This is a genomic window from Stenotrophomonas sp. YJH_SMC_123 (assembly GCF_059368215.1).
On sequence record NZ_JCAFRM010000001.1, the window covers coordinates 593,976 to 613,517 of the forward strand.

Here is a 19,542-nt window from a genome sequence, read left to right on the forward strand (position 1 = left end):
GGACCGGCCGATGACCTCCAAACATGCCGTCGCCCCCACGTTGCAGGCCGACGCACTGGAAAAAGGCTTCATGTCCGGCGATGTACAGGTGCCGGTGCTGCGCGGCCTGTCGCTGGACATCTATCCGGGCGAGTTGACCCTGGTCTCGGGCCCTTCGGGGTGCGGCAAGAGCACGCTGCTGTCGCTGCTGTCGGGCCTGTCCGCGCCGGATGGCGGTCGCGTGCACGCGCTGGGTCAGGACGTGGGGCACATGACCCGCGGCGAGGTGGAGCGCTTCCGCCTGCACCATGTCGGCTTCGTGTTCCAGGGCTTCAACCTGTTCCCGGCACTGACTGCGCTGGAGCAGGTGCAGCTGCCGCTGGGCTACCGCGGCATGCGCAATCGCGAAAGCGAGCCGCTGGCGCGCAAGGCGCTGGAAGAAGTGGGCCTCAGCCAACGCAGCCACATGCGCCCGGCGCAGTTGTCCGGCGGTGAGAAGCAGCGTGTGGCCGTCGCCCGTGCCTTCGCCAAGTCGCCGACACTGATCTTCGCCGACGAACCCACCAGCGCGCTGGACGCCGAGAATGGCCAGCGCGTGATCGACATCCTGCATCGCTACGCACGTGCGCATGGCGCCACCGTGCTGTGCGTGAGCCACGATCCGCGCCTGATCCGGCATGCCGATCGGGTGATCGCCATGGAAGACGGCATGGTCCGTGATGACCGCCGCCAGAACGAAACCGTAGAGTCCGCCCCATGACCAAGACGTCGCACCTGCTTCCCCTCAGCCTGGTACTGTCCGCGGCACTGCTGCTTTGCGCCTGTTCCAGGGACGCGCCCGCCCAGGCACCTGCAGGTAAAGCCAGCACTGCCACCGCCGGCAAGGTTGCGGTGGCGCGCGGCATCATCGATGTCGAGGGTGGCCTGATCGCGCTGGCGCCGCCGGTGGATGGTTCGATCACCGCCGCGCTGGTGAAGGAGGGCGCCACGGTGAAGAAGGGGCAGCTTCTGCTGTCGCTGGACGGTGCGCTGCTGCAGCAGGAAGTGGCGATGGCCACCGCTGATCTCGCACTGGCCAATGACCGCCTGAAGGGCAGCCAGGCGCAGCTGCGCGAACTGGAGCGCAATGCCACCCGCCTGTCCACGGGTGCGAGCGAAGGCGTGTCGTCCAACCAGCAGGCCGATGCGGCCAAGCAGCAGCTGGCTGGCGTACGCGCCGATGTCGACGTGGCCGGTGCGCAGGTCGACATGGCCCAGCACAAGCTGGAACACGCCAGGCTGAAACTGCAGCAGATGTCGCTGAGCGCGCCGGAAGCCGGCACCGTGGTCGGCCAGGTGCCGGGCCTCGGCGCCTTCGTGCAGGCCGGCAAGCCGGCGATATCACTGCTGCCGGCGCGCCCGCTGCAGGTACGTGCCGAACTCAGCGCGGCCTACGCCGATGCCGTGCAGGTGGGCATGAGGGCCACCGTGGTGCCAGACAGCGATGGTGCCGAGAATGCCAGCACGCTGCCGCCCGCACGCGTGGTACGCATCAGCCCGGTGTTCGCGCAGGCTCGCCTGCCTGAAGACGCGGGGCGTGGCGTGGCCAAGGTGGTGGAGTGCGTGCTGGAGTTCGATGGCGAGGCCAAGGCGCGCTTCGGCCAGCATGTGCGGGTGGAGTTCCGGAAGTAGGCCTAGTGCTGCAACGGGGGCGCATCCGCGCGCCCTCGACGCCTGAACGCCCGCCACGCGCTCACCGCCGACACCATGCACAGCGCCAGCAGCAGGCCCACGTCCAACAGCAGCAGCCACAGCAGATGCATGCCTTGTACCGGCGGCTGATGCATCGCCGACAGCATCCACGGCACCGACCATAGCAGCAGAAGGGCGAAGGCGATCAGCAGGCGCAGCCACAGGCGTTTCAGTCTCCACGGCCGCACGATCAAGGCGGCTACCACCAGTTCGACCGTGCCCAGCAACGCGAAGACGATGACGGTGCTGGTCGGGTAGGGCAGTTCGGCGCCTTCCAGGTGGTGCAGCAGCCAGTAGTCCGGAGTGAAGCCGGCATTGACCAGTGCGGCGATCAGCGCCAGCCAGGTCAGCGCGACCAGCAGCCAGAACAGGCGGATGTAACGTCTAGGCATCGGTGGTGTCCGTGGTGTAGCGGGAGGTTGCCCGCGACGAATAGCGCAGGCTTGCGGCGATTGCGGCCAGTGCCAGCAGGCCAGGTCCAGCGGTGAAGTACACCAGGCGCAGCGGATGGTCGTGCATCAGCGTCCAGCTGGCGAACGCCAGCGGCGCCGCCAGCACCAGCAGCTTGACGAACAATGGCCGCAACACTGCGATCAGCAGTTGGGCGCCAATGAACATCCAGAACAGATGGAACTGGGCGATGCCCAGGCCGATGTCGCGATGGGAGGTGAAGCCAAAATGGTCGCGATACCAGTTCATTCCCAGCGGAATCAATGCCCAGTACAGCAGCGCCACCAGCAGATGCAGCAGCAGGGCGATCAACAAGGGTTTGCCGCGAAGGAACATGGGCGCATGGGGCTGGGCGGGGCAGCGTACCCCAGTGCGGACGCCCGTGACCGCATGATGTGAAGACTGTTGACGGCGTGAAGGAATTTGGACACAATAGCGCTCCTTCGACGCAGGTCGAACGGAATCTGCGGGAATAGCTCAGTTGGTAGAGCGCAACCTTGCCAAGGTTGAGGTCGCGAGTTCGAGTCTCGTTTCCCGCTCCAGATTCTACAGGGCCCCGGCAGGGGCCTTGTTTTTCTCCCGCCACGGCAAGGCGGGGCACGTTGAGCCACAAGGCTTTGCGCGCAGTCAGAAAGGTGAAATCGCTGGTGTGTTTTCCGGATTTCCGGTAGCATGTCGGCTTACGCGGGAATAGCTCAGTTGGTAGAGCGCAACCTTGCCAAGGTTGAGGTCGCGAGTTCGAGTCTCGTTTCCCGCTCCATGTTCCGACAGGCCCCATCATGGGGTTTTGTCTTGTCAGGGTTCCGTTCCTGGCGCGCAGTACGTTGGCCTCATGGCAGAGTGGCTATGCACCGGATTGCAAATCCGTTTACAGCGGTTCGATTCCGCTTGAGGCCTCCAATTGAAAAGCCCTGACTCCGGTCAGGGCTTTTTTGTTGGCTACGATTGCTTTCCCGCTTGCGCGATCGTTGCGCGGCCTGGCGGCCAGTCATGGCGGATCCGGTGGCGCTACACTGGTCTGATGAACCAGATTGATCACTTCCGCGGCGCCTTGCTCGGCCTCGCGTGCGGCGATGCCGTCGGTACCACGCTGGAGTTCAAGCCTCGTGGCAGCTTCACCCCGATCACCGACATGGTGGGTGGTGGGCCGTTCCAGCTGCAGCCGGGGCAATGGACCGACGATACCTCCATGGCGATGTGCCTGGCCGAGAGCCTGGTGCGTTGTGACACCTTCGATGTGCACGATCAGATGAACCGCTACGCCAACTGGTACCGGCATGGGTACTGGAGTGCGACCGGCGAGTGCTTCGATATCGGTATGGCAACGCGGGCTGCGATCGACCGGTTCCTGCAGGATGGCCATCCGCTGGCGGGTAGTGACGACCCACGCAGCGCTGGCAATGGCTCGATCATGCGTTTGGCGCCGGTGGCATTGCGCTACGCCGGGACCCCCGACCTGCAGGCAATGGCCGAGCTGAGTTCGCGAACGACGCACGCTGCGCAGGAGTGCCTGGAGGCGTGCCGCTTGCTGGCGGTCGCGCTGGAGCGGGCGTTGGCAGGTGGCACCCGTGACGCGGTGCTGGATCTCAGCAATGTCCCCGTTGAGAGCGCGCGGCTGCAGCAGATCGCGGCGGGCGGCTACCGCGGTGCCGCGCGTGAGCAGATCCGTGGCAATGGCTATGTTGTCGACAGTGTCGAAGCTGCACTCTGGTGCTTTGATCGCCACGACACCTTTGAAGCCGTCGTACTCGAGGCGGCCAATCTTGGCGAGGACGCCGACACCACGGCCGCCATCGCGGGGCAGCTGGCGGGCGCATTCCATGGTGCGCGCGGAATCCCCGGGCGGTGGTTGCAGCGGCTGGCCCTGCGTGCCGAAATCCAGGCGCTGGCCGATGCGCTGCACGCCTTGAACCAGGGCAGCGACCGCGCTGCGTGAGTCGGGTTCCCTGCCCGTGAACTGCGCCGGCAGGACGCTCCCTGCCGTCGCCATTTCCGACGCCGCGAGGGAACCCCTGCGGCAGCTCGTATGCCGCGGCCGCCAGTCTCAGCCACCCACGACATGGAAAGGCGCTATGGTCGGGTTCCACGTCTCAGGGAGCCGCAATGGCGAGCAAGGACATCACGCGTCGCTTCAGCCACGGAGCGAAACGGAAATGAGCAAAGTCATGGCAGATGTGCGTTGGCTGACCTTTCGCTTGAAGAACGGGCAATCCATCGGGCCGGAGCGGCTGAAGGACGGATGGGTGATTGCCTCGGAAACCGCCCGCTGCGAGGTCCGCCGCGAGCATATCGAGGGATCGGGCCTGGTGTATGCGCTGTATGCGCCGGCCAGCCTGGCCTCACCGCGGCGCGCGGAAATGCGCATGCGCGAATTCCTGATGAGCTCGGGCTACACCTTCACGATGGGCACGCTGGGCGGCTGACTGGGCCCGTCATGGTTGCGCTCGCACGGTCAGCGCCTGGCCCTGCATGCCGATCGGGCGGCGTGCATCGTGCAGCACCATGCTGGTCAGGCCGAGGCCTTGGCGGCTGAACGACACACGCCACCCGAGCAGCCCCTTCCCGCACGGTGGTGATGCGTTGCGGCACGCGATGGACTCAGCGTTGCACGGCCTTCAAGGCGTCGACCACCTGTGTCCCAGAAAAACCACAGTGTCCTTCGCCCACCGGCGGCAACACGCGTGGCAGCGGGCGTGCGCCAGCCCGTACGGCCAATTGCGGATACACCGTCTGCATGTGCGGCACGATGGTCGGGTCGTTGTGGTTGAACTGGATCACCAGCGGTCGCTTCAGTGCGCCGGTCATTGCCAGCGTGTCGCGGACATGCGCCTGTGCCGCAGGCACGGGATCGATGCGCTGAACGCCGGCATTGAATGCGGCGTCGTCACCGAATCCGCTGTACACCACCCCCAGGTTGCCGACCGGCATGCCGCCGCTGCGCGTGGCCAGTTCGTGCAGCACCAGTGCGTGCAGGCTGATGGCGCCGGCCAGTGCATCAGGGGACACCTGCAGCCGCCGTGCCAGCACTGCGGCGTGCGACGGATCACGTTGCAGTGCATTGGCGATGCCCTGGTACAACTCGCCCTGCGGCAGCGCCGCCGCTTCGCGCGATAGCAGGCCGGTGGGCGGCAGCCCATCAGCCTGGGGGAACAAGTAATCGAACGCGACCAGCGTGGTCAGCAGATCGGTCGCGATCTGTTCGCCACTGAGATTGGCGCCGCACAGCGATACACCGCCGGTGTAGTGCTGCGGGAAGCGTTCGAGGCTTCCGATGGTCACGGCACCGCCCATCGAGAATCCCAGCATCCAGGTGTGGCGGACATGCTTGAGTTCACCCACTGCCTGCTGGCGCAGGCGTTCCATGTCGGTGATCGCATCGGCCACCGCCCAGCCCTGGCTGGCATAGGCGCTCTGCGCGACGGCGTAACCTGCTGCCAGCAGTGGTGCGGTGCTGTCATTGGCCGCCATGGGGGCGGTGCGCGGCACGCCGACCGGTTCATAGCCATGGGCCAGCATTACCAGGTCGCCGTTCCAGTCGGCAGGCACATCCAGCCGCCACGGTGCGCCCTGCCGCTCGCCGCTGAGCGTACGCGCTGCTGGCGGCGGTGCAGCCAGCGATGTCATCCAGGGCAGCAGGCAGAGGGCAAGTGCGCATCGAAGCAAGGGTCGCATCGGGGTCATTCCATGCGGGAATGGCGCCGAGCATAGATCCCTGCACCACCTTGCGCGCGCTGCACTGCCGCAGGGCATTGCCGGTTGGCGGTGCCGCGCTTTACGCTGGCGGCATGGCCCTGCACAGCATCGCGTCGATTATCCGCATTCCCCACGGGAAGGCGGGGTAGCGCGCGGTCATCACGGCCAAGCAACCTGCCCGGGAAGGCGGGTTGCATGCAGCGCTCTCCCGGGTAATGAATCCACCAAGGAGAATGCAGATGCACGACCTTTCATCGAACGACGCTGCGCCGACGCTGCACCTGGTGTGCGGCAAGATCGGTGCCGGCAAATCCACCCTGTCGCAGCAGCTGGCGTTGAAGCCGCGCCACGTATTGATCAGCGAAGACACGTGGCTGGCGGCGCTGTATCCGGGCGAAATCCATTCCATTGCCGACTATCTGCAGCGTGCAGCCACGTTGCGCAATGTGCTGGCCGATCATCTGCGCACATTGCTGCAGGCCGGTGTTTCGGTGGTGCTCGATTTTCCATTCAATACGCCAGCCAGCCGCGCGTGGGCACGTGAAGTGTTCTCGCCGGTTGGCGCTGCACATCAACTGCATTTCCTCGACATTGCCGATGAGGTCTGCAAGGCGCGGCTGCGCGCGCGCAATGCTCTCGGCGAACATCCGTTCCAGGCCAGCGACGAGGAGTTCGAACGTATCACCCGCCACTTCGTTGCACCGGCCGCGGAAGAGCGCTTCGTGGTGATGCGCTATACCGAGGCAGGCCCGGCGTAGCGCAGCACCAGGCGGCCGTCGTCATGCTGGCGCAGCTGCATGAATTCGAGACGGATCACTCAGCCAGTGCCGCCCCCTCAACCGCCGATTCCGATACGATCTGTCACATTGAGTTAGTCTCGCTTGACCCGGAGTCCCGTCATGGTCGACCGTCTCGCCATTCTGCTGGAACGTTTTTCGGTCACCGCCTCGGTGTTCCATGCCGGCGCGCTGTGCGGCATCAACACGCTGGAGGGCGAGGATGAAGCCGGGCAGTTGCACCTGGTGCGACGTGGCCCGCTGCAGGTCAGCCACGGCCAGCAGACCGTGCAGGTCGAGGTGCCGAGCCTGCTGCTGTACCCGCGGCCGATGCCGCATCGGTTCAGCACCGATCCGCAGCACGGCGCCGACATGGCCTGCGCCAACCTGCATTTCGAGGGTGGACGGCTCAACCCGATCAGCGCCGCATTGCCCGATTTCATCTGCCTGCCGCTGGCCGATCTGTACGGCGGCAACGCAGCGCTGGAACTGCTGTTCGAGGAAGCCTTCGAGCAGCGCTGCGGGCGTGCGGCGATGGTCAACCGGCTGTTCGAGGTGGTGATGATCCAGGTGCTGCGGCAGCTGATGGAAGGGGGCGAGATGCGTGGTGGCCTGTTTGCCGGGCTGGGTCATCCGCGGCTGCGGCTGGCGCTGGTGGCGATGCATGAGGCGCCCGCACAGTCCTGGACCCTGGAAGACCTGGCCGAGGTCGCCGGCATGTCACGCAGCGTGTTTGCTGCCAGTTTCCGTGAGGCGATGGGCACCACGCCCGGTCAATACCTGCAGGGCTGGCGGGTGGGCCTGGCGCAGCAGGCACTGCGCCAGGGCAGACCGCTCAAGCGGATTGCCGACGATGTGGGGTACGGCAGCGAAGCCGCGCTGTCGCGCGCATTCAAGGCGCACACCGGGCAGTCGCCGCGCGAGTGGCGCGGGCAGGCCCGCGTCGGCGCGGCCTGAGTCTCAGCCCAGCACCAGCCGGGCCAGTTTCATGCCACCGAACAGGCCGACCAGGCCCAGTGCCACCGAACCGCCGGCGTACAACGCTGCCAGACCGTGCTGGCCGCGCTGCAGCAGCACGCCGATTTCCAGCGCATAGGTGGAGAACGTGGTGTAGCCGCCGAGAACGCCGGTGGCCAGCAGCAGGCGCAGCTGCGGCGAGGCGCCATTGCGCAGGGCGAAGGCTTCGACCAGCACGCCCATCAGCAGCGCGCCGCTGATGTTGATCAGGAAGGTCGACCATGGCCACGGGCTGCCGACTGCCACCCGCGTACCGATCAGGTTGCAGGCATGGCGAAGGCAGGCGCCGAGCCCGCCGCCGATGAAGACCAGCAAGTAGTTGTTCAATGCGTGCATCACGTGCCTCGGGTACGGGTTCGCTGATTCGATGGCGAACGCCGAGGGCAGGCACGGCCTGCCATCGACGAACGCCGGTTCGTCCTGGCAGGAGCCATCAGCCCTTTCAGGCGGTTATCGGGGGAGCCCCATCCCCATCGGCGACCATGCTACCAGCGGTAGTGCATTCACGTCATCGAGGTCGTCAGCACCCGGATGACCTTGCTGCGGCTGAAGCCGTCCATCAGCAGTTCGAAGGCCAGCAGGTCCAGGGCCGCGTGGCGGCGGTGGTCGATCTCCAGGCCCTTCTCTTCCACCAGATGGCTGACCAGTTCGTAGGCGTCCTGCCAGACATCCAGGTGGGCCTGGCTGGGGATATAGGTATTGCCCCGCTCACCGACGCCAAGCCCGCTCACGCCATACAGCAGTTCACGCGCGTCCAGCTTGGCCGCATCGGCGATGCGGAACAGCTGTTCGGCCTTCACATGGGCGGGGCTGACGTGGTCGTTGAGCCAGTTGCTGATGGTTGCCGTCGTCGAATCGGCGGCGCGGGCCAGATCGGCCGGGCGAGGGTGCCCGGCTTTCTTCATGGCAATGGCGAGTCGTTGGCCGAGAGTATTCATCTATGCAAGCCAGCTTAACGCGTGGATCGCAAAGATCCCTTGTTCCAAGAATAAGTCTGGTTAACAGAAGGACCGACCGTGACCGAATTCTGGAGCAAGGGGCAGGTGCGCACCCGGCTGGGTTTCCGCACCGATGCCGAACTGGCGCGCTTTTTTGGCATAAGCCGATCTGCAGTGTCGCAATGGCCCAAGGATTTCCCGATTCCTGCGTTACGCCAATACATCCTGCATCAGCGCTATCCCAACCTGTTCCCGGCAACTGAAGCCACGCAGGGCGAATAAGCGTCAACTGCGCCGCCTTTTGTCGCATATAGCACTCTAAGTGCCATTTGCTAAGTATGCTTAGCAACATAGGAAACTTCGATGGAACGGGGTCGGGCTATCGATGAGGCCTACCAGGACAGAGGCTGGAGGAATCGGGTAGGTTGTCGGCTCCGGCCCATCCGGGAAGCCTGTCATCCCGTATGTGGTTTCGTGAACGATTAATAATTTCGATCACGAAAGTCGCTGCATGTAATTGACCTGTCGTGAAATCTATGACTAATTGGCATCAACCGGGCGTGAAGCCCGGGAGTCTTTCAGTAGCTCGCAAGTGAGTCGGTAGACCGTCAACGATGCAGAACAAGTCCAACGGAGGTCGTATGGAATACGGCATGCATGGCTTGGCTGAACGGGTACGCCGCGAACTGGAAGCCAGTTATCACAAACACGGATGCGGTCCGGCGTTCTGGGATACCTACCAGCAGGTGCTGGACCGCCTGGTCCCGCAGGGGACCGAGCGTACCGAAGTCACCAATGAAATGGCGCTGATCATCGAACAGCTCGGCATCGTCCGACGTGCGCAGCTGGTGCCGCCGCACGCCAACGGGCCGCGTTGACCCGTTGATTCAAAGCAGGCGCCAGGCGCCACAGGCCAACAGCGCCAGCAGCATTGACAGCAGTGCCAGGGTCCGCGGTCGCCACCATTGCCGCGGTTGCCCGGCCATGGCCTGCGGACTGCAGTAGCGCACCAGCCCCGGGCCGAAACCGGCCTGGTGCTGCTGCCGCGAGCAGGCGTCCAGGCAGGCGCCGCAGGCCAGGCAATCGGCCTGCGGTCCCTGGCGGATGTCCAGCTGCATCGGGCAGGCGCTGACACACGCGGCGCAGTCGGTGCAGTCGCCCAGGCGATCGGCGCTGAAGGTGGGCATCGGTCCGGCCAGCAGCGGATGTGCGGCGCGGAACACGTAGTCCTGTGCGGTGGTCGGGTCGAGCAGGCCGCGGCCGCGTCCGAGCACGCCCCCCATGCCCGGAGGGCGCATGCCGCGCGGTTCGCCGCGGCGCGCGTCGTACAGCATGCGTGGTGTATGTGGATCGATCAGCAGTGGTTGCATGCGCGCGAACGGGCACAGCGAACGGCACACCTGCTCGCGCAGGAAGCCGGCATTGCCCCAGGTGGCGGCGGCATAGAACAGCACCCAGAATGTTTCCCAGCCGCTCCAGCCGGCATGCGGAGCGGCGGCCAGCAGTCCGGCGATCGGGCTGAACAGGCCGACGAAGGTGATGCCAGTCCACAGCGACAGCAACCCCCAGGCGACCTGGGTGGCCGGGCGCACGGCTGGCACTGGCAAGACCTTGGCCATGCCGTGCGCGATCCAGTCGAAGGCACGACGCCACAGCGTCTGCGGGCAGGCATGACCGCACCAGATGCGGCCGGCGAGGTGGGTGAGCAGCGCAAGGCCCACCGCCAGCACCGCCAGCAACCCGATCAGCACGCCGACATCGCCGGGCCACAACGTCCAGCCGAACAGGTCGAAGCGCCGTGCGTTGATGTCCAGCAGCAGGGCCTGGTGTCCATTCCAGCGCAGCCATGGCAGGGCATAGAACAGAATCAGCAAGAGCGCGCTGAGCGCGCCGCGCCAACGCCAGGGGCGTGGGGTTCCGGTTCCGGTACAGGGCGTACTCATCCCAGCGGCAGCTCGTCGTCGTCATCGCTCGGCAGGGGCCGCTGCAGGTACCAGGTGACTGCGCTGGAAAGTGCGGTCACCGACCAGAACATGAAGAATCCTGTCGTATAGCCCAGTTCACGGCTGATCGCCTTGCCCGGGAAGCTGATCGCCTGCAACCGCAGCGGGTCGACGAAGGCGAAGAACACCACGCTGGCCAGGCCGGCAGCGATGAAGCTGGGCCAGAGGATGGCGCCCCAGTGCTGGATCAGCTGCTGGCGGCGGCTGGGAGAGGGTCTGTTCATGCTGTCCCGGATCGGAATGAGGGCGGCGCGTATACTCCGCCGAGGCCGGCGCAGCATCCGCAGGGCATGCTTCCTGCAATCGTGGCAGCCTAGGTGCAGCGGACTGCGCCGACATTGATCTGGATCAACGGCGGTGCCGGCCGGCTGCGGCACACTGCCGGCACGCTTTGGGTACCCCGATGAACGCAATACCGCCACCTGTCCTGCCCGTCGCCTCGCCCGGGCTGTGCACCGAGCAGGAAGTGACCCGCCTGGTCCACGACTTCTATGCGCGCGTGCGCGAGGAAGAGCGGTTGGGGCCGGTGTTCCAGGCGCATGTCCACGACTGGCCGGAACATCTGGCGCAGCTGGTCGATTTCTGGTCGGCGATGCTGCGCGGCACGCGCCGCTTCAAGGGCTCGCCGATGTCCAAGCACATGGCCATCGAGCTGGACAAGGACTTGTTCGATCGCTGGCTGGTGCTGTTCCGGATCACCACCGCCGAGTGCGGCAACCCGCCGATGCAGGAGCTGGCCAACGACGTCGCCGCGCGCATCGGTGACACCTTCTGGAAGCGCTACCAGATGCTGCGCTGGCCGCAGGTGGGCCTGCCGGTGCTGGGAATCCCCACCCGCGATTGATCTGGGTCAAGGCGGTCATGGCCGTCCGGCGCGATGCTGGCGGCATGGACACGTTCTCTCCCGCCGCCGGTGGCCTGGCCTGGACCTTCGACCCCGACCTGCTGCGCCGGCATGACCGGCCGGGGCCGCGCTACACCTCGTATCCGACCGCGCCGCACTTCCACGATGGCTTCGACGCGCCGGCGCTGCGCCAGGCGATCGCCGACAGCAACCAGCTGGCGCGCGCGCTGTCGCTGTACGTGCATGTGCCGTTCTGCTCCAGCCCCTGCTTCTACTGCGGCTGCAACCGGGTGATCACCCGCGACCGCGGTCGGGGCCACAGCTACGTCGCGCGCGTGCTGGCCGAGGCCGACCTGCTGGCGCCGCAGTTCGAGGACGGCCGTGAGGTCATCCAGCTGCATCTGGGCGGTGGTACGCCGAACTTCCTCGAGGCCGAGGCGATGACCACGCTGGTGGAGGGGCTGCGCCGGCGCTTCGATTTCAGCGATTCGCCGCAGCGCGATTTCTCGATCGAACTCGATCCGCGCTTCATCGATACCCGCGATGTCGCCATGCTGGCGCGGCTGGGCTTCAACCGGGCCAGCCTGGGCGTGCAGGATTTCGATCCGCATGTGCAGGAATCGATCAACCGCATACAGGGCGTGCAGCAGACGCTGGACATCCTGCATGCCTGCCGCGACAGCGGCATGCGCTCTGTCAACGTCGACCTGATCTATGGGCTGCCTGGACAGAGCCTGCAGGGATTCGGCCGCACCCTGGAACGAGTGCTGGCATTGCGACCGGATCGCCTGGCGGTGTATGGCTACGCACACCTGCCACACCTGTTCCGCGCGCAGAAGCAGATCGACGAGCGCCGGTTGCCTTCACCGGAAGACAAGCTGGCGCTGCTGGGCCTGGCGGTGGAGAAGCTTTCTGCTGCGGGTTACCAGTACATCGGCATGGATCACTTCGCGCTGCCGGAAGAGGACCTGTCGCGCGCGCAGCGTGCCGGCCAGCTGCATCGCAACTTCATGGGCTATACCACCCACGCCGATACCGACCTGCTCGGCCTGGGCGTGAGTGCGATCAGTCATATCGGTGCCACCTACAGCCAGAATCCGCGTGACCTGCCGTCGTGGGAGGACGCGGTGGACCAGGGCCAGCTGCCGGTCTGGCGCGGCGTGGCACTGAGCGCCGACGACCAGCTGCGCGCTGAACTCATCCAGCAGCTGATGTGCCAGGGCGAGGTGGACGGTGCCGTGCTGGGCCAGCGCCATGGCGTCGATTTCGAGCAGTACTTCGCCGAGGACCTGCGTTCGGTGCAGCGGTTGCAGGAAGACGGCCTGGCCGAATACCGCGACGGTGTAGTGCGCGCCAGCGAGCCGGGTCGGCCGCTGCTGCGGCTGCTGGCGATGTGTTTCGACCCCTACCTGCGCGCGGCGCATGAACAGCCGCGTTACTCGCGTGCAATCTAAGGTGTACTCGCGCAGCGCGGTTGGTGCCCGGAGCCGGAATCGAACCGGCATGGGGTTGCCCCCGGCGGATTTTAAGTCCGATGCGTCTACCAGTTTCGCCATCCGGGCCTGCAGCGCGGCGCCGATTGTAGCCCAGCTGCAGAATCGCAGCCGGATTGCCGTGGGGCGGCAGCGTGTTTAACTGTCGCTCCCATTCATGTCATAGTCCCAACCATCGTTCCCAGGGGGGGAGCCGCACGATGTCGCTGCACGCGATTGCCTATGCCAGTGAGGCCCGCGCCGATCTGCAGACAACCGATCTTGACCGCCTGCTGGCCGATGCCACGGCATTCAACCGTGTAGCCGGTGTCACCGGTGTGCTGATGTTCGATGGCAGCCGTTTCCTGCAGTACCTGGAAGGCCCGGAGGACGGTATCGATTCGGTGTACCAGCGCATCGTCAATGCGCGCAGCCACGGCCAGCTGAAGGTGCTGTGCCGCGCGCCGGTGGCGCAGCGGGCGTTTCCGCGCTGGTCGATGGGAACCCGGCGCATTGATGCGGAGCTGCTGGCACAGATCGTTGAATCGGCGTGGCCGGGCTTCCTGCTTGGCAGCGGTGGCTTCGAGCGCCTGCGGCAGGCCTGGACCGGCGCCGATGGCGAACTGGAACCGGCCGCGGTCGCACTGGGCTCCTGATCCCATCTTGGCGGGCAGGCGCCCGGGCCGTTACGCTGTCGCCTTTCTGGCGTGGAATTACACGGAGTGGTGCAGCGAATGAGCAGGTCGGCCGAATCCATGGCGGCATGCATGCCGTTGCGCGGGACATGCCAGTGAGCGCGTCCCTTGCGGCAGCGGAGACCCCGCGTTTTGCGGTGATCGGCCTGGGCTACGTCGGCCTGCCGTTGGCGGTGGCCTTCGGTCGGCACTGGCCGACGCTGGGCTTCGACATCGATGCCGATCGCATCGCCGAGCTGCGCGATGGCCAGGACCATACGCTGGAGGTGGAGGCCGACGAGCTGGCCAGTGCTCGGCAGCTGCAGTACGGCAGCGATCCGGCCTTGCTTGATGCATGCAACGTCTACATCGTCACCGTGCCGACGCCGATCGATGCCTATGAGCAGCCCGATCTGGAGCCGTTGCGTTCGGCGACGCGGCTGATCGCCAGCCATCTGCGCGCGGGTGACCTGGTGATCTACGAATCCACGGTGTACCCCGGCACCACTGAAGAAGTCTGCGTGCCGCTGCTGGAAGAAGGCTCGGGCCTGCGCTTCAACGAAGACTTCTACTGCGGCTACAGCCCGGAGCGGGTCAGTCCCGGTGACCGCCAGCGGCGCCTGGCCGACATCCGCAAGATCACCTCGGGGTCGACAGCGGAAGTGGCTGCGGTGATCGATGGCCTGTACCAGCGCATCATTGCCGCCGGCACGTTCCCCGCGCCATCGATGCGCGTGGCCGAGGCGGCCAAGGTGGTCGAGAACATCCAGCGCGATGTGAACATCGCGCTGGTCAATGAGTTGGCGCTGATCTTCGACAGGCTGGGCATCGATACCCAGGATGTGCTCGATGCCGCCGGCAGCAAGTGGAACTTCCTGCCATTCCGGCCGGGCCTGGTCGGCGGCCATTGCATCGGCGTGGACCCGTATTACCTGCTGCACAAGTCCGAGAGCGTGGGCTACCACCCGGACCTGATCCACACCGCGCGGCAGGTCAACAACCGCGTCGGTGAGCATGTGGCGTCGCGGGTGCTGGCGATGCTGGCCGAACGCGGCCGCGAACCAGTGCAGTCGCGCATCCTGGTGCTCGGTGTGACCTTCAAGGAGGATTGCCCGGACCTGCGCAACAGCCGCGCGCTGGAGCTGGCGCAGCGCCTGCGTGATGCCGGCGCTCAGGTCGAGGTCAGTGATCCCTGGGTCGGCCCGGCGGCATTGGCCGATGAGGGCGTGCAGTGGCTGGCCGAACCCGTGGCAGGGGCCTATGACGCGGTGGTGCTGGCGGTTGCCCATGCCCGCTTCAAGGCGATGGACGAGGCCGGTATCCGGTCGCTGCTGGCGCCGGGCGGCCTGGTCTACGACGTCAAATCGGCCTGGCCACGCAACGTGGTTGACGATCGCCTGTAAACCCGGGCGGCGGGCAGCACGGTAGACTCGCAGGCAGTTGCAACCAAGGAACGCCATGCACCGGTATATCGTCTACCTGCTCGCCATCCTGATGTTCCCCATCTGCCTGTGGTTGGCCACGATCTGGCCGGCCTGGTACTGGGGCGTCGGCCTGACCGCCGCGATGGTGGCACTGGGGACCTGGGACCTGCTGCAGAAGCGCAGCACGCTGCGCCGCAACTATCCGGTGATGGCGCACTTCCGCTACGGCCTGGAATCGATCGGTCCGGAAATCCGCCAGTACTTCGTGCAGAGCGACCTGGAGGACGTGCCGTTCTCGCGCCAGCAGCGTGCACTGATCTACCAGCGGGCCAAGAACGAGATGGACACGGTGCCGTTCGGCACCCTGCGCAGCACCTACGCGGTGGATTACGAGTGGATCAACCACTCGCTGGCGCCGACCGCCATCGCCAAGCACGATTTCCGCGTGCTGATCGGCGCCAATTGTGCAAAGCCGTATTCGGCGAGCGTGTTCAATATTTCGGCGATGAGCTTCGGCTCGCTGTCGGCCAACGCGATCCGCGCACTGAACGAAGGCGCGCGGCGCGGTGGCTTCTACCACGACACCGGCGAAGGTTCGATTTCGCCATACCACCGCGAGATGGGCGGCGATCTGGTGTGGGAGATCGGCTCGGGCTACTTCGGTTGCCGTGACGAAAAGGGCGGTTTCAGTGAAGAGCGCTTCGTCGCCAACGCCACCCATGATCAGGTCAGGATGATCGAGATCAAGCTGTCGCAGGGCGCCAAGCCCGGTCATGGCGGCGTGCTGCCGGCGCCAAAGGTGACCGCTGAGATCTCGGTCACCCGTGGCGTGCCGATGGGCGTGGACTGCGTATCGCCGTCGCGTCACTCGGCGTTCTCGACGCCGGTCGAACTGCTGCAGTTCGTCGCCCGTCTGCGCGAACTGTCCGGCGGCAAGCCGGTCGGTTTCAAGCTGGCCATCGGCCACCCGTGGGAGTGGTTCGGCATTGCCAAGGCGATGCAGGAAACCGGCCTGCTGCCGGACTTCATCGTGGTCGACGGTGCCGAAGGCGGTACTGGCGCAGCACCGGCGGAGTTCGTCGACCATGTCGGCGTGCCGATGCACGAAGCACTGCTGCTGGTGCACAACACGCTGGTCGGCCTGGACCTTCGCGAGCGGATCCGCATCGGCGCGGCGGGCAAGATCACCAGCGCCTTCGACATCGCGCGCACCATCGCGCTGGGTGCCGACTGGTGCAATGCCGGCCGTGGCTTCATGTTCGCGCTGGGCTGCATCCAGTCGCTGAGCTGCCATACCGACAAGTGCCCGACCGGCATCGCCACCCAGGACCCGGCGCGCTGGAAGCACCTGGATGCACCGGACAAGGCCACCCGCGTGTACAGCTACCACGAGCACACGCTGCACGCCCTGAAGGAGCTGTTGTGTGCGGCCGGCCTGAACGATCCGGCCGAACTGGGGCCGGAGCACATCCTGCGTCGTGTTTCGCCTGTCGAGATCCGCTCGCTGGCGTCGCTGTACCGCTACCTGGAACCGGGCGAGCTGCTGCACAAGGTGCCGGATCATGCGGTGTTCCATGCATTCTGGGCCGATGCACGCAGCGATTCGTTCCAGCCGCCGCCGAAGATCCAGGCGCTGCGCGCCAGCAAGTCGCGATAATGTGTTGCTGTAGAGCCGAGCCCATGCTCGGCTGCTTCTTTCATCGCGATGTTGGAACGAAGAACAGCCGAGCCGAGCACGGGCTCGGCCCTACAGGGAGATGTCATGCGGTTCAGGAGCGGCACCATCGACGATGTCGCCATGCTGTGGGCACTGCGCACGCGTTGCGTTCGCGAGACGTGCAGCAGCCACTACCCGGCGGAGGTGATCGATCCGTGGTCTGCTTCGCCGCCGCCGTCGCAGTACGCACGGCTGCTGGGGCAGGGAGGCTGCGTGGTGGCCGAGGACGGGCAGGGTGTCCTGCTCGGGTTCGGCGTGTTTGATGCCGACGCCAATGAAGTCGATGCGCTGTTTGTCGATCCGGATCGTGGCGGCACAGGCATCGGCCAGGCGCTGATGCAGCGCCTGCTGGCGATGGCCGATCGTGAGCGCGAGGTGGTGCTGTCAGCCTCGCTAAACGCCGTGCCGTTCTACCAACGGCAGGGATTCATTGCCGTGCGGGAGGAAGCCTACCCGCATCCCAGCGGCGTGACGCTGGCTTCGGTGAGCATGCGCAGGCCGTGGTGAGCGCCCGGGGATTGTAGAGTCGAGCCATGCTCGACTGCTTCATCGCCTGAATCAAAGGCCGTCGAGCATGGCTAGACTCCACAATGCGGGCGTCACCGCCCAGCCAGCCACCCGATCACGCCCTCGGCGGCGCGCAGGCCACTGGCATAGCACGCCGTCAGCAGGTAGCCCCCCGTGGGGGCCTCCCAGTCCAGCATCTCGCCGGCACAGAACACGCCGGGTACTGCCCGCAGCATCAGGCCATCATCCAGCGCATCCAGGCGCACGCCGCCGGCAGTGCTGATCACCTCGGCCATCGGCCGTGGACGCAGAAGGCGCAACGGCAGGCGCTTGAGCGTGGTAGCCACGGCAGGCAGGTCGTGGCCCGCATCCTTGCCAAGGATCTCGAACACCAGGGTGGCCTTCACCGCATCCAGGCCGGCCTGGCGGCGCAGATGCTCACCAAAACTGCGACCCTTGCGCGGCCGCGAAAGATCGGCCAGCAGGCGTGCTTCATCGCGTCCCGGCACCAGGTCCAGCCACAGCATGGCATGGCCATCACGGTTGATGGTCTCGCGCAGGTCTGCGGCCAACGCGTAGATCAGGCTGCCTTCGATGCCGTACTCGCTGGCTACGCATTCGCCCTGCAGCGACTGCGGTTGTCCGGCCAGGTCGAGCCAGTGCGCGACCACCGGCTTCAACGGTGCGCCTGCATTGCGCTGGGCGAAGAACGGCGTCCAGTCGATGTCGAAGCCGCAGTTGGCCGATTGCAGCGGCGCAATGTCCACGCCTCGTGCCTGCAAGGGGGCGACCCAGGCGCCATCACTGCCCAGCTGCGGCCAGCTGCCGCCACCCATCGCCAACACGGTGGCATCGGCGTGGACATCGATCTCGCCGGCTTCGGTGGCGAAGCGCAGCGCGCCGTCGTTGCCCCAGCCGATCCAGCGGTGGTTGGCATGCAGGCGCACGCCCTGTTCCTTCAGTCGGCGCACCCAGCCGCGCAGCAGCGGCGCAGCCTTGCGGTCGACCGGAAACACGCGGCCGGAGCTGCCGACATAGGTCTCCACGCCAAAGCCGGCAGCCCAGTCGCGCAATGCCTGCGCGTCGAAGCCATCCAGCCAGCGACCCACGGCCGTGGATTGCTCGCGGTAGCGGCTGTCGAACAGCGGCCGCGGATCGGAATGGGTGAGGTTGAGACCGCCCTTGCCGGCGATCAGGAACTTGCGGCCGGGTGAGCCCTTGGCCTCGTACAGGTCCACGTCCAGCCCCGCGGCGCGCAGGCGCTCGGCGGCGAACAGGCCGGCCGGGCCACCGCCGATGACGGCGACCCGATGGGGCAATGCGGTATTACGGCTTGACATCGAGCAGCTCGACATCGAACACCAGCGACGAACCGGCCGGAATCGGCCCGACCCGGCGGTCGCCGTAGCCGTAATCCGGCGGGATCATCAGCGTGCGCTTGCCGCCGACCTTCATGCCGGCCACGCCCTCATCCCAGCCGCGGATGACCTGGCCGGCGCCGAGCGCGAAGGTGAACGGCTGGCCGTGCTTGAAGGAGCTGTCGAAGGTCTTGCCGTGCTTGGTTTCGGTGCGGTTGTCGTAGATCCAGCCGGTGTAGTGCACGGTGACCTTGCTGCCGGGAACGGCTTCGGTGCCGGTGCCAGCGACGGTATCGATGCGCTCGAAGGTGGTCAGGGTGCCGCCCGGCGGCGGACCGGAGGGCTCGCTCGAGCAGCCAGCGGCGGCGAGGGACAGCAGCAGGGGAAGCAGCAGGCGGCGCATCGGGCGTCTCCAGAAGGGCGCAGGGCGAGGGCGGCAAGGGTAGCGCATCGGCGCCGGGTATCATGGCGGCATGGCAAAACTCCTGCTCAATCTGCGCAATGTCGGCGACGACGAATATGCCGATGTCTGCACGCTGCTCGACCAGCACGGCATCGCCTGGTACCGCACCGAACCCAGCCCCTGGGGTATTTCCAACGGTGGCCTGTGGCTGCGCGAGGACGCCGATCATCCGCGCGCGAAGGCGCTGATGGCCGGGTACCAGGCGGCGCGCGGTGTGCGCGTGCGGGCCGAGCGTGAGCAGGCGTTGCGGGATGGCACGGCGGAGACCTTTGGCAGCCTGTTCCGGCGGCGGCCGGTGTTCGTGGTGCTGGTGCTGCTGGGCATGGCCGCTGCGGCGGCGCTGGTGCTGCTGCCGTTCATGCTGTTGCGGGGGTAGGGGGCGCGGCCGGGTTGCACCCGGCACCCGCGGTAGTGCCGGCCGCTGGCCGGCAACAGCAACAGCAACAGCAACAGCAACAGCAACAGCAACGGCAGGCAATCCGTGGCGGGCAGGGCG

At 66.2% G+C, this 19,542-nt stretch carries 24 protein-coding genes, 4 tRNA genes and 1 riboswitch; of the genes, 18 read left to right on the top strand and 10 right to left on the bottom strand.

What is annotated here, in order from left to right; all coding sequences use genetic code 11:
* Positions 1–10: 10 nt before the first annotated feature.
* Both AC5P5W_RS02740 and AC5P5W_RS02745 read left to right on the top strand, forming a co-directional pair.
* Positions 11–739, top strand: coding sequence for an ATP-binding cassette domain-containing protein (locus tag AC5P5W_RS02740; protein ID WP_197574131.1), 729 nt, complete (start codon positions 11–13; stop codon positions 737–739).
* The gene (locus AC5P5W_RS02745) at positions 736–1,650 is read left to right on the top strand and encodes an HlyD family secretion protein (protein ID WP_014646637.1); all 915 of its coding nucleotides are present in this window, start codon (positions 736–738) and stop codon (positions 1,648–1,650) included. The genes AC5P5W_RS02740 and AC5P5W_RS02745 overlap by 4 nt, the downstream gene beginning before the upstream one ends.
* A gap of 2 nt (positions 1,651–1,652) precedes the next feature.
* Here AC5P5W_RS02745 and AC5P5W_RS02750 read toward each other — a convergent pair whose 3' ends face one another.
* A complete protein-coding gene (locus AC5P5W_RS02750; protein WP_014646638.1) occupies positions 1,653–2,102 on the bottom strand; it encodes a hypothetical protein in 450 nt (149 codons plus the stop codon).
* A complete protein-coding gene (locus tag AC5P5W_RS02755) occupies positions 2,095–2,496 on the bottom strand; it encodes a hypothetical protein (RefSeq protein WP_197574130.1) in 402 nt (133 codons plus the stop codon). Before AC5P5W_RS02755 ends, AC5P5W_RS02750 begins: the two co-directional genes overlap by 8 nt.
* Before the next feature lie 130 nt (positions 2,497–2,626).
* Between AC5P5W_RS02755 and AC5P5W_RS02760 the strand changes: the two genes are divergently transcribed.
* The 5 genes from AC5P5W_RS02760 to AC5P5W_RS02780 all read left to right on the top strand — a co-directional run bounded on the left by AC5P5W_RS02760 (position 2,627) and on the right by AC5P5W_RS02780 (position 4,583).
* Positions 2,627–2,702: transfer RNA gene (locus tag AC5P5W_RS02760), tRNA-Gly, on the top strand.
* Between the two features lie 142 nt (positions 2,703–2,844).
* Positions 2,845–2,920: transfer RNA gene (locus AC5P5W_RS02765), tRNA-Gly, on the top strand.
* A gap of 66 nt (positions 2,921–2,986) precedes the next feature.
* Positions 2,987–3,060: transfer RNA gene (locus tag AC5P5W_RS02770), tRNA-Cys, on the top strand.
* A 121-nt stretch (positions 3,061–3,181) separates the two neighbouring features.
* Positions 3,182–4,096 (top strand): ADP-ribosylglycohydrolase family protein, encoded by a 915-nt coding sequence (locus AC5P5W_RS02775; protein WP_014646667.1) that lies wholly within the window; start codon positions 3,182–3,184, stop codon positions 4,094–4,096.
* Between the two features lie 217 nt (positions 4,097–4,313).
* Positions 4,314–4,583 carry a hypothetical protein gene (locus tag AC5P5W_RS02780; protein ID WP_032959304.1) on the top strand — a complete coding sequence of 90 codons (270 nt, stop codon included), beginning with the start codon at positions 4,314–4,316 and terminating at the stop codon, positions 4,581–4,583.
* A gap of 175 nt (positions 4,584–4,758) precedes the next feature.
* On the opposite strand, the gene AC5P5W_RS02785 is transcribed toward AC5P5W_RS02780, so the two are convergent.
* Positions 4,759–5,832 (bottom strand): alpha/beta hydrolase family protein, encoded by a 1,074-nt coding sequence (locus tag AC5P5W_RS02785; RefSeq protein WP_197574129.1) that lies wholly within the window; start codon positions 5,830–5,832, stop codon positions 4,759–4,761.
* Between the two features lie 260 nt (positions 5,833–6,092).
* On the opposite strand from AC5P5W_RS02785, the gene AC5P5W_RS02790 reads away from it, so the two are divergent.
* Positions 6,093–6,611, top strand: coding sequence for a P-loop nucleotide/nucleoside kinase family protein (locus tag AC5P5W_RS02790; RefSeq protein ID WP_111205971.1), 519 nt, complete (start codon positions 6,093–6,095; stop codon positions 6,609–6,611).
* Positions 6,612–6,752: 141 nt separating this feature from the next.
* Positions 6,753–7,586 carry an AraC family transcriptional regulator gene (locus tag AC5P5W_RS02795; protein WP_197574128.1) on the top strand — a complete coding sequence of 278 codons (834 nt, stop codon included), beginning with the start codon at positions 6,753–6,755 and terminating at the stop codon, positions 7,584–7,586.
* A gap of 3 nt (positions 7,587–7,589) precedes the next feature.
* Here AC5P5W_RS02795 and crcB read toward each other — a convergent pair whose 3' ends face one another.
* Positions 7,590–7,982 carry a fluoride efflux transporter CrcB gene (crcB, locus tag AC5P5W_RS02800; RefSeq protein WP_014646672.1) on the bottom strand — a complete coding sequence of 131 codons (393 nt, stop codon included), beginning with the start codon at positions 7,980–7,982 and terminating at the stop codon, positions 7,590–7,592.
* A gap of 81 nt (positions 7,983–8,063) precedes the next feature.
* Positions 8,064–8,127: riboswitch (Fluoride riboswitch) on the bottom strand.
* A 22-nt stretch (positions 8,128–8,149) separates the two neighbouring features.
* Positions 8,150–8,551, bottom strand: coding sequence for a helix-turn-helix domain-containing protein (locus tag AC5P5W_RS02805; RefSeq protein WP_005415999.1), 402 nt, complete (start codon positions 8,549–8,551; stop codon positions 8,150–8,152).
* Positions 8,552–8,662: 111 nt separating this feature from the next.
* On the opposite strand from AC5P5W_RS02805, the gene AC5P5W_RS02810 reads away from it, so the two are divergent.
* Complete coding sequence (locus tag AC5P5W_RS02810; RefSeq protein WP_014646673.1) at positions 8,663–8,866, top strand: helix-turn-helix domain-containing protein; 204 nt, start codon at positions 8,663–8,665, stop codon at positions 8,864–8,866.
* Between the two features lie 359 nt (positions 8,867–9,225).
* Positions 9,226–9,462: a hypothetical protein gene (locus tag AC5P5W_RS02815; protein WP_005416001.1), complete on the top strand. Its 237-nt coding sequence runs from the start codon at positions 9,226–9,228 to the stop codon at positions 9,460–9,462.
* 9 nt (positions 9,463–9,471) lie between these two features.
* Here AC5P5W_RS02815 and AC5P5W_RS02820 read toward each other — a convergent pair whose 3' ends face one another.
* Positions 9,472–10,527, bottom strand: a complete 1,056-nt coding sequence (locus tag AC5P5W_RS02820) for a 4Fe-4S dicluster domain-containing protein (RefSeq protein ID WP_111205967.1) — start codon at positions 10,525–10,527, stop codon at positions 9,472–9,474.
* Complete coding sequence (locus AC5P5W_RS02825; RefSeq protein WP_111205968.1) at positions 10,524–10,811, bottom strand: hypothetical protein; 288 nt, start codon at positions 10,809–10,811, stop codon at positions 10,524–10,526. Before AC5P5W_RS02825 ends, AC5P5W_RS02820 begins: the two co-directional genes overlap by 4 nt.
* A 179-nt stretch (positions 10,812–10,990) precedes the next feature.
* Here AC5P5W_RS02825 and AC5P5W_RS02830 point away from each other — a divergent pair, with 179 nt between their 5' ends.
* Positions 10,991–11,431, top strand: a complete 441-nt coding sequence (locus AC5P5W_RS02830; RefSeq protein ID WP_041863293.1) for a group III truncated hemoglobin — start codon at positions 10,991–10,993, stop codon at positions 11,429–11,431.
* 44 nt (positions 11,432–11,475) lie between these two features.
* Positions 11,476–12,885 (top strand): oxygen-independent coproporphyrinogen III oxidase, encoded by a 1,410-nt coding sequence (gene hemN, locus AC5P5W_RS02835; protein ID WP_041864131.1) that lies wholly within the window; start codon positions 11,476–11,478, stop codon positions 12,883–12,885.
* Positions 12,886–12,906: 21 nt separating this feature from the next.
* On the opposite strand, the gene AC5P5W_RS02840 is transcribed toward hemN, so the two are convergent.
* Positions 12,907–12,993 (bottom strand) — tRNA-Leu (locus AC5P5W_RS02840).
* Between the two features lie 131 nt (positions 12,994–13,124).
* Between AC5P5W_RS02840 and AC5P5W_RS02845 the strand changes: the two genes are divergently transcribed.
* From AC5P5W_RS02845 to AC5P5W_RS02860, 4 genes are all read left to right on the top strand, one after another.
* Positions 13,125–13,559 (top strand): BLUF domain-containing protein, encoded by a 435-nt coding sequence (locus AC5P5W_RS02845; protein ID WP_014646679.1) that lies wholly within the window; start codon positions 13,125–13,127, stop codon positions 13,557–13,559.
* Positions 13,560–13,693: 134 nt separating this feature from the next.
* Positions 13,694–14,980, top strand: a complete 1,287-nt coding sequence (locus tag AC5P5W_RS02850; protein WP_014646680.1) for a nucleotide sugar dehydrogenase — start codon at positions 13,694–13,696, stop codon at positions 14,978–14,980.
* Positions 14,981–15,035: 55 nt separating this feature from the next.
* Positions 15,036–16,658 (top strand): FMN-binding glutamate synthase family protein, encoded by a 1,623-nt coding sequence (locus AC5P5W_RS02855; protein WP_049442295.1) that lies wholly within the window; start codon positions 15,036–15,038, stop codon positions 16,656–16,658.
* A gap of 105 nt (positions 16,659–16,763) precedes the next feature.
* Complete coding sequence (locus AC5P5W_RS02860) at positions 16,764–17,225, top strand: GNAT family N-acetyltransferase (RefSeq protein ID WP_197574127.1); 462 nt, start codon at positions 16,764–16,766, stop codon at positions 17,223–17,225.
* A gap of 92 nt (positions 17,226–17,317) precedes the next feature.
* Here the strand turns inward: AC5P5W_RS02860 and AC5P5W_RS02865 are convergent, their stop codons facing one another.
* The gene (locus AC5P5W_RS02865; RefSeq protein WP_197574126.1) at positions 17,318–18,565 is read right to left on the bottom strand and encodes a TIGR03862 family flavoprotein; all 1,248 of its coding nucleotides are present in this window, start codon (positions 18,563–18,565) and stop codon (positions 17,318–17,320) included.
* On the bottom strand, positions 18,552–18,986 hold the full coding sequence (locus tag AC5P5W_RS02870) for an FKBP-type peptidyl-prolyl cis-trans isomerase (RefSeq protein ID WP_014646684.1): 435 nt from the start codon (positions 18,984–18,986) through the stop codon (positions 18,552–18,554). The genes AC5P5W_RS02865 and AC5P5W_RS02870 overlap by 14 nt, the downstream gene beginning before the upstream one ends.
* Before the next feature lie 70 nt (positions 18,987–19,056).
* Here AC5P5W_RS02870 and AC5P5W_RS02875 point away from each other — a divergent pair, with 70 nt between their 5' ends.
* A complete protein-coding gene (locus AC5P5W_RS02875; RefSeq protein WP_032959288.1) occupies positions 19,057–19,422 on the top strand; it encodes a DUF6164 family protein in 366 nt (121 codons plus the stop codon).
* The last annotated feature ends 120 nt before the right edge of the window (positions 19,423–19,542 follow it).